9 protein-coding genes are annotated in these 13,219 nt (G+C 43.4%); 5 read left to right on the top strand and 4 right to left on the bottom strand.

Annotated features, from left to right (window positions below; all coding sequences use genetic code 11):
- Positions 1-388 precede the first annotated feature (388 nt).
- A complete protein-coding gene (gene msrB, locus JMW90_RS10495; RefSeq protein WP_201563952.1) occupies positions 389-814 on the bottom strand; it encodes a peptide-methionine (R)-S-oxide reductase MsrB in 426 nt (141 codons plus the stop codon).
- Between the two features lie 463 nt (positions 815-1,277).
- Between msrB and JMW90_RS10490 the strand changes: the two genes are divergently transcribed.
- Positions 1,278-2,924: an aminotransferase class I/II-fold pyridoxal phosphate-dependent enzyme gene (locus tag JMW90_RS10490; protein ID WP_201563950.1), complete on the top strand. Its 1,647-nt coding sequence runs from the start codon at positions 1,278-1,280 to the stop codon at positions 2,922-2,924.
- Positions 2,925-3,043: 119 nt separating this feature from the next.
- Here the strand turns inward: JMW90_RS10490 and JMW90_RS10485 are convergent, their stop codons facing one another.
- Positions 3,044-4,651: an inorganic phosphate transporter gene (locus JMW90_RS10485; RefSeq protein WP_201563948.1), complete on the bottom strand. Its 1,608-nt coding sequence runs from the start codon at positions 4,649-4,651 to the stop codon at positions 3,044-3,046.
- Positions 4,652-5,406: 755 nt separating this feature from the next.
- Positions 5,407-7,140: an ATPase gene (locus JMW90_RS10480; RefSeq protein WP_201563946.1), complete on the bottom strand. Its 1,734-nt coding sequence runs from the start codon at positions 7,138-7,140 to the stop codon at positions 5,407-5,409.
- A gap of 354 nt (positions 7,141-7,494) precedes the next feature.
- Here JMW90_RS10480 and JMW90_RS10475 point away from each other — a divergent pair, with 354 nt between their 5' ends.
- The 4 genes from JMW90_RS10475 to JMW90_RS10460 all read left to right on the top strand — a co-directional run bounded on the left by JMW90_RS10475 (position 7,495) and on the right by JMW90_RS10460 (position 11,943).
- Positions 7,495-8,205, top strand: a complete 711-nt coding sequence (locus JMW90_RS10475; RefSeq protein ID WP_201563944.1) for an FFLEELY motif protein — start codon at positions 7,495-7,497, stop codon at positions 8,203-8,205.
- 78 nt (positions 8,206-8,283) lie between these two features.
- Complete coding sequence (ubiE, locus tag JMW90_RS10470) at positions 8,284-9,378, top strand: bifunctional demethylmenaquinone methyltransferase/2-methoxy-6-polyprenyl-1,4-benzoquinol methylase UbiE (protein WP_227691938.1); 1,095 nt, start codon at positions 8,284-8,286, stop codon at positions 9,376-9,378.
- A 111-nt stretch (positions 9,379-9,489) separates the two neighbouring features.
- Positions 9,490-10,194, top strand: coding sequence for a ubiquinone biosynthesis accessory factor UbiJ (locus JMW90_RS10465; protein ID WP_201563942.1), 705 nt, complete (start codon positions 9,490-9,492; stop codon positions 10,192-10,194).
- 87 nt (positions 10,195-10,281) lie between these two features.
- Positions 10,282-11,943 carry an ABC1 kinase family protein gene (locus JMW90_RS10460; protein WP_201563940.1) on the top strand — a complete coding sequence of 554 codons (1,662 nt, stop codon included), beginning with the start codon at positions 10,282-10,284 and terminating at the stop codon, positions 11,941-11,943.
- 184 nt (positions 11,944-12,127) lie between these two features.
- Here the strand turns inward: JMW90_RS10460 and ruvB are convergent, their stop codons facing one another.
- Positions 12,128-13,108 (bottom strand): Holliday junction branch migration DNA helicase RuvB, encoded by a 981-nt coding sequence (ruvB, locus tag JMW90_RS10455; protein WP_041753397.1) that lies wholly within the window; start codon positions 13,106-13,108, stop codon positions 12,128-12,130.
- Between the last annotated feature and the right edge of the window lie 111 nt (positions 13,109-13,219).

Below are 13,219 nucleotides of genomic sequence, written 5' to 3'. Positions count from 1 at the left end.
TTTGCCATTGTTCATCAGTGAGCATGGTACGAGCCATAAGTGACGCCTTTTCTCTTTGTTGTGGTAAACAAGAGTGTAAGGCGTTGCTTATTTTTTTCAACTAATCCCCAATTCTATACAGCCCCTAGTTGATTCATTTCAAAAACGATACAGTGCTATTGGCTACAAATTTTTTGCAGCCTCTGTCACGCCTGCGAACAGCAAGCAAGAAAAATTATAGCCAATAGCACGTTATTACAATCGTATCGCTTTTATTTTGAACTGACTATATATTTAAGACGCTGTGGTTAATGAATTTAATAGGCTTAATCATATTAATAATAGGTAGGGAGATATCAATACTCCCTACTTTTTTAATATTGCTTCATTAGCTTACACGCCGCTGTCACTATTCTTCAGACTTATCTAAATCGATAGACAATGAGTTGATGCAATAGCGCATACCAGTGGTTTTGCTTGGACCATCAGGGAACACATGACCCAAATGCGCGCCGCAATTGCTGCAAGTCACTTCGGTACGGCGCATACCTAGCGAATCATCGACATGCTCATCAATGGCGCTACTGTCGATACCTTGATCAAAGCTTGGCCAACCGCATCCTGCATCAAACTTGTTATCTGATTCAAATAAATTGGCACCGCAGCCTTTACAGCGATAAATGCCCTTATCATTACTATCGTTATAAACACCTGTGAATGGTCGCTCTGTGCCCTTCTCACGCATCACATGATACTCATCAGCACTTAAGCGCTCTTTCCAGTCAGCGTCGGTCAGTTGGCTGATCTCTTCTTTGCTCAGTTGATTGTCTTGCATAACGAATCCTTATGGAATGACTGATTATTTACTCTATCGTGAGTAATGGCTTATCGAAGCTTTATCGCTATTTTTTATAAAAACGATAGGCTTTATCTGTTGGCGAACAGCTTATTATTCAAGACGCTGATAACAAGAATGCTTAGAACAACAATACTTGTCGTATCGAAGGACTGTGCCAAATATTATAGGCAATTTGTATTGAAGAAGAATAAGTTAGACCGTATTTTATTAAGCTGAACTTTTTTAGGTCTTTACAAGCATTTCTACAATGCAAGATAATCTTGCATTGTAGAAATGCCTAATTATAAAAAACTTGCATTTAATTTTTATATGCAATAATATCTTGCATTAGCAATGAATTAAAAGTAATTCTCTCTTAAAGCATTCGCTTAATACCTTAAGAGAGAATTGGTTTCGTTATTTGATTAATGACAAACTTATAAAATGAAAGGCTTACACAATGATGGCTGATGACAAGACTAAAAGCACACAAGCTGAACGACTGGTACAGCTGCGCCGTGACAAAGGAATGACAGCAGAGCAGTTGGCACAAGCGATGACTGCTGCTGGCGCTAAAGTCAGTCGCGGTGCTATCTCGAATTGGGAGCGTGGGACGAATGGGATTGTCTCATCTAAGCTACCTAAGCTTGCGCGTATCTTAGGCTGTAGCGAAGGGTATTTATTGCGCGGTGAGCTTGAGAGTGAGAACAAAAATGATAGCACTCAAGATACTCCTTCCAACGAAATACCTTTAAGTAGCACCGATACAGACGTCGCTCCTGATGAATCTTCTATTAGCAATAATGACGTCCAGCAATCAACCCCTTCTACTCCCCGCAAAATTTTACCAAATAACCTGATGAGTACGCCCTCTATGAATACAATAAAAAAATCCGATAAATTACAAAACGTCTGTTACGATATTCGCGGTCCTCTATTGCAAACTGCCAATAAAATGGAAGCAGAAGGCAAACGTATTTTAAAGCTGAATATTGGCAATCCTGCCCCCTTTGGTTTAGAGGCGCCGCATGAGATTTTGCGTGATGTGGCGATGAATCTGCCGGAAGCAACGGGCTATTCAGACTCGCAAGGGATTTTTTCAGCGCGTAAAGCGGTATTACAATACTATCAATCAAAAGGGCTTCTATCGGCCGTTGATGTTCGTGATGTCTATCTAGGCAATGGCGTCTCTGAGCTGATTGTCATGACCATGCAGGCGCTGATGAATGATGGCGATGAAGTGCTGGTTCCCATGCCAGACTACCCGCTTTGGACGGCAGCTGCCAATCTAGCAGGTGGTACCGCGGTACATTATCGCTGTAATGAAGAGGACAACTGGCATCCTGATATTGCAGACATCAAATCTAAAATCACCAGCAAAACCAAGGGCATTGTGGTTATTAATCCCAATAACCCAACAGGCGCGTTGTATAGTGATGAATTACTGCTGCAAATCGTCGAGGTCGCAAAAGAGCATGATTTAATCATCATGGCGGATGAGATTTATGACCGTATTCTTTATGATGATATGGAGCATACGCCGATGAGCACCTTGACCGATGAAGTGCTGGTGTTGTCCTATAATGGTTTGTCAAAGTCGCATCGCATCGCAGGCTTTCGTGCTGGCTGGATGATGGTTTCAGGTCGCAAAGAACACGCCTCAGACTTTATTGAAGGTTTAGATATGCTCGCCTCTATGCGTCTGTGTTCTAACGTTCAAGGACAATATGCGATTCAGACAGCGATGGGCGGCTATCAAAGCATGAAGGATCTAACGTCTAAAAAAGGTCGCTTATACAAGCAGCGCGAGTTGGCAGTGACTCGCCTTAATGCGATCAAAGGTATTTCTTGTACCATGCCACAAGGCGCATTTTACTGCTTTCCAAAGATGGATCCTGAGATTTACCCTATCAAAGATGACATGCAATTTATGATGGATTTATTGCTAGAAGAAAACGTATTGATGGTACAAGGAACAGGGTTTAACTGGGATAAACATGACCATTTCCGCTTGGTATTTTTACCCAACTTACACGACTTAGAAGATGCCATGGATCGCTTAGACCGCTTCTTTGCTAAAAAGCGTAAGCAGTTTGGTACCGATTAATTTAAAATTCATACCTAGGGTTTTGTATAAAAAAACGCTTACCGTTATGATGTCGATAAGCGTTTTTTTATGTATCACTTAAAATTAAGTTGCTATCAATCTAAATCTAAGTCTAAGTCTTAAAAGATATTTATCAGTACGATATAACTGATTGCAGACATGCTTGCTGCTGCAGGAAGCGTAATAATCCACGCTAATCCAATCGGCTTCATTAGTGCCCAGTTGGTATCTCTATTAACAATACCAATGCCAAGCACTGCACCTACTAAGGTGTGTGTACTCGATACCGGTAGACCCATCGTCGATGCACCCATAACGACCGCTGCTGCAGCCAATTCAGCTGAGAAACCAGAAGCAGGATGCATTTTTGCCAAGTTGGTACCGACTGTTTGAATCACTTCTTTACCGATAAACCAAAGACCGACAATCAGTGCCACACCGAAAGTTAGCATCACTGCTGGAGGTACAGCCGCTTCTGCTGAAATACTATTGGTACGAATAACATCCATAATCGCAGCAAAAGGACCAACAGCGTTGGCAATATCGTTCGAGCCATGACTAAAGGCAAACGCTGATGCGGTAAAGACTTGCATCCAGCTGAACATAATAAACGTGGCTTTGGTCAAATCCTCTTTGTGCTTGCCGCGGATACTCTTAGTATAAATATAAGTCGCAAGCCATACTAGTGCTGCGATCATCCCCATGATTAAAAAGCCTTGCAACGTCGTCATACCATTATTGACGTTTTTCAGACCTTTGAAGATAACCAAAGAGGCCATGACCGCGCCGCCTGCAGCCGCAATAATAGGCACCCATTGCTTCAATGCTTTTAGGGTATCTAGGTTGCTGCGCTCATTTTCAATCTCATAAATTTCTTTATAATAATCCGTCTCTAAATCTTCAACCACGCAATCATCATCTTTATAGATTTCTTGATCACGTAACATCGCTGAGGTATAAGCCAACTGCTCAGACTCGGTCAAACCATCCAAATACTCTTTATGCGTTTGCTTTAACGTCTTTTTAGTTTCTTTTAGCGTGGCAATATGCGCCTCTGTTCTATCATTATACTCAATGATATTTTTCTTAATCTGTCCATATAACAGATAAGACAAAACGCCGCCTAATAGCGGTGACAGAACCCAAGAGATGGCGATCGTGCCAATCTTGCCCCAATTCACCGTGGATAATGCCATTTCAGTACCACCTAAAGTGATACCCAATACAATGGAGCTACCAACTATACCGCCAATAATCGCGTGTGTGGTCGAAACTGGCAGACCCTTTTTGGTGGCAAACAACAGCCAAAATGCGGCAGCGATGAGCGCTGAAAGCATGACATAGATGAACTGGTTAGGTGTCACCGATAAACCGTCCAAATCGACAATACCGCTCCGAATCGTATCGGTCACTTCACCGCCTGCCAGCACGGCACCTGATACTTCGAATATCGCCGCAACACCCAATGCTTGTGGGATGGTTAACGTACCTGCACCGACTGAAGTGCCAAAGGAGTTGGCGACGTCATTACCGCCGATATTGAATGCCATGAAAACACCAAAGGCCGTGGCGACAACAAACAGCGATGTCTGCTGACGCATGGTGTAATCTAGACCCCACCACAAAAAGTAGGCGGTCATTCCAATCATTAAAATAGCAAAAAATAGATTGACTTTCATAGAGCCGACTGATTTTTTTGGTTCTGTAGAGCTGCTGCTAATACCCATACGTTGATAAGTCCTGCGTAAGCTGATTGAAATTATTGACAATTAATGACGATTAATGACATTGCGCGGCTATTGATGGTGTGATTCTTACCATGCAAATCCAAAATTACGATAAATACGCGCAATATATTGCTTTGACATACGATTTTAGAATACAGTGTTGAAACAGCTGTCTAAACACTCTTTATTATTTTATCTGAGTGGTTATAGCCGCTTGCGAATAGGTATCTTAGGTTAACGACAGTCAGCAACTAAGATAAAACGCATAAGTAAAAATGTCATAAAGCCGCAAGTCATATTGCCAAATCGTCTGATTAAAGCATCTTGCGGCTTACGTTTTAATGCTAATAGCGTTTTTCTATGCAACCTATTTATCGTGAATAATATATTGATATTAAAGACAAATAAACAGCAGACCAAGCTATTTTGATAGATAGCAACGCTCATTACGCGCCTATTATATTAAATATAGACGCATAATGCATGATGATATTACAAAATTTGTAACTGTGAATATAAGATTTAAGAAATAGGCAGCTTAGATCAAACATTATAGGATTATTTTTAACCACGATACGCTTCGATTGCAATAGTCAATTCAAGAGAAAACAGCGACAATTTAATACTATCGTCAGAGAAAAGTAATATCGATACATCAAGTACTGCTGATATTAATTTTTCTTGCTTGCTGTGCCTATGCAGACAGAGGCTGCAAAAAATTTATACCAGCAGCACCGTAGCGTTTTTGAGATATTTTAACCATATAGATTAATAGAGAGCTGCTCGATAGCATGATCTAGAACCTCTAAACGTACTTGGCGCTTATCATTATTGGCGATGACACACCAAGGGGCATCTTTGGTATCTGTACGTGCCAGCATATCGGCGGCAGATTGTACATAATCCGACCATTTATCGCGGTTGCGCCAATCGTCATCAGTTAATTTGAATTGTTTATAAGCAGTCTCTTCGCGCGCCTCAAAACGTTTAAGCTGCTCATTTTTATCGATAGCAAGCCAGTACTTAATGACCAAGGTACCTGACGCTACTAAAGCGGCCTCAAAGCGGTTGATTTCATCATAAGCACGCTGCCACTCATCGTCAGTAGCAAAGCCTTCGATACGCTCTACCAAGACACGCCCATACCAAGTACGATCAAAAATACCGACACGGCTGATGCGGTCTGTTTGCTCGTTTGGAAGCTTTTGCCAAAAACGCCACAAATAGGGATGTTGTAGCTCATATAACATGGGCGCGCCAATGTTATAAATTTGATATTCGCGTGGATCAAGTGGCGCTACCAATCTTTTGATAGCGCCGCCCTTTCCCGCTGCATCCATACCTTCAAAAGCAAATACCACATGCTGACCTTGACGCGCACGTAGCAATTCTGCCAAACGCGACTGTTTCTTAGCCAATGCGTCATTGTAGTCAGATTTATCAATATCTGAATCATCAATATCGATCAGTACCTTAGGTATTTTTACTGGTTCAAACTTTACTGCTTGAGAGCCTACTTGGTGATCGTGAGTATCGTGAGTATCGTGAGTATTGTGAGTATTGTGAGTATTGTGAGTATTGTGAGTATTGTGAGTATCGTTTGAATCTTGTGCTTGGTCTGATTCTGCACGGCTTTCTACGTGGCTGCTGACCAACGCCGTTTGCATCGCATGCAGGACTTCATGACAAAAATGCATGGCCGCTTGTGACTTATCTGCGCCATCGATAATAATCCAATCGCCTTGCTGGTGTAGTAGACTTGCAGCAACCTCATTAAACTTAGCCACTATCGCCATATCATGCCAATCAATCTGATACAAAAATTTCGGATCTGGCTCATCATCATTTAGCCTTGCCTGTAAAGTCTCGATATCGACATGAAACCAGCACTTTAGCAGCTTGGTTTGATTTGCCACAAGGTCTTGCTCAAAAGCTTGTAGCTCCGCCAACTGCTGGCGTAAATAGTCTTGCCATTGACCAATTGGTAGCGCTTCAATATCCGTATGCTTCTTACCTTTTGCTGACTTTTCACTCTCTAGGGTTGCCATGCGCATCACGTTGTAGAGCAAGTCAGCATACCAGTTACCAAAATACACCATCACATCACCGTGGCGCGGCATGGCTTTGGTATGTGTCTGCCAAATTGGTTGGTGCGCTAAGGGACAGTACCCGATGGTCGCTTCAACCTTAAGCAGGCGTGGATCGACCCACTGACGCAATTGCGTTACCGCAGTGCCCTTGCCTGCCTGCTCCATGCCATTGACCAATACCAATAGCCCAACGGCCTTATCAGTGCTGGGAGCTGCTGGCTGGCGCGTCGCTCGCAGCGCAAACTGGGCGGTAACCAATGCCAATCGCAGCGTATCTTCATCCATTGAAAATTTGCTCAAAGGATTGGGCCTGAGATACTGCTCGACGACTTGCTCATTAAATGGCGCGCTCGTATCTTTTGCTGACTTTATATCTGTTTTATTATTTTTTTTGCTCATGTCTATGCTCACTATAGTGTTATCAAAAGTGTTATCAAATAATTGATTAAAATAATCGTCTAAAATAGCTAAGTTGTTTTATCATAGCACTGCGCTCATCTGGTAAATAACGTGGCTATGTAATTTGTGTTATAAAGTCTTATAAATTGACCACCTAAAAGAGCTGAGTAATCGCGATATGTAACAGTTTGGCATTTGTATTCTGCCTTATTTTCTTTTAAGGTGAACAAAATCTTGAGAGCATGGTTTAATAGCTGCCTAATAAGTAGAAAAATTAGCGCTAACCAGCCCCCTTATTATCCATTTTTTATTATCAACTTGATGACTATTATTATTTTTATAGGATGACCTGCCATGTCTGCTTTAGCCAATTTACAACAGCACCTAAACCGCTTTTGGGCGCTGCCGCATCATGAAGACGCGGCGTTGAATAAAAAGCTCCATGAAGTACAGTCATGGCAACAAGCCCGTATTAAACGTACGCACAGCGCACTGTTTGAACAACCAAAGAACCAGCTAATGGCAGATTACTTTTTGACGCAGCTATATGGTGGTGATGAATTTAAAGTATTGGCAGAACAATTAGGACGCATTCTCCCTAAAGCCAAGAAACTTGAGCGTCTTGCCAAAGAGTCATCTTTAGAAGCTGGCAGTATGGGCATTCAAGCGTCTATATTGGCGATTGAGCTCGACTTGCATTTGGCGCAGTGGCTACTCGAACAAGAGCTAACGGTCAATGAAGAAAATATGCTGCTCGCTTACCGTACGGTCGATGAAGCTGATGAGCGCCGCGTACAGATCCATAATTTAAAAGACGTTTGCTATCGTACCGATAAAGACCTGAATTCATTTATGCTCAAAAAAGCCTTTGCGATGGCTAAAGGCGCAGCCTATCGCTATAACTTCCAGCCGCTTTACGACTTTATCGATTCAGGCTTTAAAGCCATGAAACCCTTAAAAAGTGTGAGCAGCTTTATTGAACCGTTTTGCGCGCGCGAGCTTGAAGTTATTGATGAAGTGCATGCCACGGATAAGGGCGGTAAGCCCGCTACGTTTGGTGTATGATAAGAGCCATTGTCTCAACAACTCTTAGTATTTTATCTGACTAAAAACAAGCATAAAAATAAATCATAGGACACCGCGATGACTGATCATGTAAATAATAAAACGACGACCAATGGCCATATACAAGATAAATTGGTTCAAGACAGTATCACTAATAGCCAAGATATCACCGCTCAAGTAAAAGCCCTGCAAAACACGACGGCAAATGCTCATAATGTTAATAGTATTGATAACAATGACTTTACGCACGTTGAGGATTTACCCATAGGAACGCCACAAGGTCAACAAACCACTATGTCAAATCACCATACTGAAAATCGCACCCATAACAGTAGCGCAAATAACGCTGCACAGACGAATACCGGCACTAAACAAACGCTTTTTAACCAACGTGATGACATTAATAATCCGCATACGTCAGATACCGATGGCAATGAAGAAACGCATTTTGGTTATAAGACCGTTAATAAAGCAGAAAAGCAAGCGCGTGTGGCTGATGTGTTCACCTCTGTCGCCAAAAAATACGACATCATGAATGACTTGATGTCATTTGGTATTCATCGCTTATGGAAGCGTTATGCCATCAGTTTGTCTGGCGTGCGTGCCGGTCAACATGTATTAGATATCGCTGGCGGTACAGGTGATTTGGCCAAAGTCTTTAGCCGTGAAGTCGGTCGCAACGGTAAAGTCGTATTGTCTGATATCAATGCGGCAATGTTAGAAGTTGGCCGTGAGCGCTTGATTAATGCGGGCTGTAACAACGTTGAATTTGTCCTTGCCAATGCTGAAACCCTAGCGCCATTTGATGATAATAGCTTTGATCTGCTGACCATCAGCTTTGGTTTGCGTAATGTCACGGACAAAGATGCGGCGTTAAAATCGATGTACCGTGTGCTGAAGCCAGGTGGGCGCTTATTGGTACTTGAGTTCTCAAAACCGATTTTTGAGCCATTGTCCAAAGCTTATGACTTATACTCGTTCACTGCCCTACCGATTATGGGCAAGCTGATTGCTAATGATGCTGAGAGCTATCAGTATCTGGCAGAGTCGATTCGTATGCACCCTGATCAGCAAACATTAAAGCAAATGATGCAGCAAGCCGGCTTTGAAAATTGTGATTATCACAATCTGACAGCTGGCATCGTCGCTGTCCATCGCGGCTTTAAAGCTTAAGATTAAGTTAAAACCCATAGCCATAAAAATACCATCATATGAAGTGATGGCAATAAACCTTTATAAATAATGCGCTCTTTTAAGGCGCTCAACTGACTATGCGAGAGCCTTATGCTGACTGTTCTACTTTTGGCCGGTGCCGAAAAGCTGATTAATATCGCCATCGCTAGCGATGAGATTACCAAAGCGGGTTTAGCGCCCCTTGCTGGCAAAGTGCTGCGCCTAAATATGGGTACGCCTGAAGTAAATTTGGATGTGTTATTCAGCGAAGAGCGTTTGCGTTTTGAGCCGGTGACGACCAAGAGTGTATTTGAGCAAAGTGGAAATATGACTGAGCGTCAAAAAGCCAGTTTGGCGCGTAGTCGTCTTGGTCACAGCCGCCCAGATTGTATTATTACCGTTGATAATCCTGCCCAGCTACTCAATCTTATGCGTGGCACTGAAGGCAACTTGCCTATTGAGGGCGATTACAGAGTACTTATGCAACTAAATCAGTTGGTCGCAGGCTTTGATCCTGATGTCGCCGGACAGCTTGAGCCATTTATTGGTAAGCCAATGGCGAGCCAGTTGCATCTACTGATATCGCAACTTAAAGGCAGCTGGCGTCATAGCGCCAAACGCGCCTTTAATGATGTTAGTGACTGGGCGAATGATGTGGCAGGCAATAGTGCGCCTGACCCAGTAGACGTGACGGAAGTAAATGAGCTTAAGCAACAACTCTTAAAACTGCGCGCTGATGTTGAACGTGAAGAAGCAAAACTGGCTGCTATCAAAGAGGAGCAGGCACATCTTCTCAATCACTCATTTCATCAATAATAAGTAAATCCTATTATTGATGGTAGTATCTGTGATTAGTCACAGCACCTACCCTATTTTCGTCTTTATCTAGAGTACTTATACCTCATGTTATTATCTCATCGCGCCCGTTTACTTGAGCTTTGGCGTATCGCCGCCACGTATCGTATTGACACGCACCTGTCTGTCGAAGAGGCGCCGCAACTACAAGCCTTGGTGCGCTTAATCCGTATGCATCCAGCGGCATGGGGTAAAAAGCATCAGCCTAATGCCATTAAGTACGCGCTTGAAGATATGGGGACGCTTTTTTTAAAGCTGGGACAATTACTCTCGACGCGTCGTGACCTTATGCCACCTGAGATTATCGCGCAACTTATTCAACTGCAAGATAAAGTCAAACCTTTTGACTCTGCGGTTGCTATGATGCAAATCGAAGATACTAAGCATGGTCTTGGGCAATCTATTGAGACTTTATTTGCGCGTTTTGATATCAAGCCTTTAGCAGCAGCATCTATTGCCCAAGTCCATACGGCAGCCCTGCATGATGGTCGTGAGGTGGTGGTCAAAGTGGTTCGCCCTGATATTCGCACGACCATCGTGGCAGATTTTGAATTGCTAAGAGAACTCGCCAATTGGGCATCGGCGCGTATTGAAGCCGCACGTGCCATACATATCATCGATATCGTCGAAGACTATCGGCAAGTCATGCTGAACGAGTTGGATTTGACCTTAGAGGCAGACAATACGACGCAGATGCGCAATAACTTTTTGGGCTCGGCCTTGATGTATGTGCCAGAAGTGTACGATGCTACCAAAAACGTCATGGTCATGGAGCGTATCCAAGGTGTTCCTATCTCGCAAATTGAGGTATTCGATCAGTTGGGCTATGACCGTGCGGCGCTGGCAGAAAAAGGCTTAACCATATTTTTTACTCAAGTATTCCGTGATAACTTTTTCCATGCTGATATGCATCCCGGCAATGTCTTTGTAGAGACGCCGCCAGTCAATACCCTAACTGCAAATATGGCAGCCGTTGACTTGGGTCATGAGCCGCGTTATATCGGTCTTGATTGCGCCATCATGGGCACCTTATCAAAAGACGATCAGCTTATCGTCGCACGAATGCTATTGTCCGTGATGAACAATAATTTTACGGCGATGGTCGATATTGTCAGCCGCGCCGGTTGGATACCGCCGAATACCGACAAGCATGCTTTGATGCGTGACATGAAACGCACTGTCGGTCCGATGCTACAAAAATCCATTAACGATATCGACTTTGCCGGTGTGTTAATGCAGATTTTAGATATCGCCCGCCGCCATCATATGAGTATTCCGCCGCAACTCATGCTACTACTTAAAACCTTGGTACACGTGGAAGGACTTGGTCGCGACTTGTATCCTAATCTTGATATCTGGTCACTTGCCAAGCCAATCCTAAGCAGCTGGATTAAAGAGCAGCTCGATCCGATGCGTAATTTGCAACAGCTACGTCAGCAATTGCCTGAGATTTTATTATCAACGACTGATATCCCAAAACTGTTAGATCAAGGGTTACAGAGCCTTGCAGCGCAAGGATCACGTCAAGACAGTCAATTGCGGGAAATTCAACAAATCCGTGCTGATATGCTAAATGACCGTCGTCGAGATTGGTTGGCGCTGGCCGGATTTGCTATTTTCATAGCCATTGCGACACAAGTGATCGGTTGGCTATCACCTATTTTTTATCTCTTAGCGATTTTGGCAGTCGTGTGGCGCATTTTAGCCTAAACCGTTAATAGCTTTGACTAGAAGACTTCTGACAATAACAAATACTTATTAAAAACAGATACGCATAAGCGTTTGGCTTGAGCCTTTACACACTATTTAATAGATACTATAAAAAATAAAACAAAGAAAATGCGCCTACATTTAATTAGAATATTAAAAGTAGGCGCATTTTCTTCGCTAGCTTTTATAGCATCTGGTCAATCGCCATCTGCGTCAATACACGACCACGTGCAGTCCGCAGTACATAGCCTTGTTGGATAAGGTATGGCTCAATTACATCCTCTAACGTACCGCGATCTTCAGCCATCGCCGCTGCCACGGCTTCAACGCCTGCAGGTCCACCATCAAAGCGTTCATGCAATATTTCGATATAACGTCTATCCAAATGATCAAGACCACGTCTATCGACTGCTAGCATATCGAGCGCACTGCCAGCTATAGCACCATTGATACTGCCATCGCCTCGAACTTGAGCATAATCACGCACACGGCGTAATAAACGGTTGGCAATCCTTGGCGTACCACGAGCGCGGCGTGCAATCTCAACAGCACCATCCTCACTCATCGGTACGCGCATCAAACGAGCAGCGCGGCTAACGATCGTAGTCAAATCTGCAATATTATAAAACTCAAGTCGCTGTACAATACCAAAGCGATCTCTCAGTGGTGACGTTAATAGCCCTGCTCGCGTAGTCGCCGCAACTAACGTAAATGGGGGTAAATCAAGCTTAATAGACCGTGCTGCCGGTCCTTCGCCGATCATGATATCCAGCTGGAAATCTTCCATCGCTGGATAAAGGATTTCTTCAATCACAGGACTTAAACGGTGAATCTCATCGATAAATAAGACATCGCCGGCTTCCAAATTGGTCAGCATGGCGGCCAAATCACCGGCGCGCTCAAGCACAGGTCCTGATGTTGAACGTAAATTACCACCCATCTCACGAGCAATAATATTAGCAAGGGTTGTTTTCCCTAAGCCTGGTGGTCCAAAGATGAGCGTATGATCCAATGCCTCATCACGCGCCCGTGCTGCTTGAATAAAGACTTCCATCTGCTCGCGTACTACCGGCTGACCGATATATTCCGCCAATAATGCTGGTCGAATATTGGCATCAGGGGCATCCGCTGCCCCTTCTAGCGGATTAATCAAACGATCTTGCATCATAGTTTTTGCCATTATATTTAAAGCATTGTTTTTAAAAGATTAGGTAACAAATAGCATAACCAAACGCTGCGCATAAGTCATGCAAAACATCATAAAGCACTGGCTAAA

The sequence above is a fragment of the Psychrobacter glacincola genome (assembly GCF_904846215.1).
Classification (GTDB): domain Bacteria; phylum Pseudomonadota; class Gammaproteobacteria; order Pseudomonadales; family Moraxellaceae; genus Psychrobacter; species Psychrobacter glacincola.
Note: the sequence above shows the minus strand (reverse complement) of the source record. Positions and strands in the feature narration are given on the sequence as shown.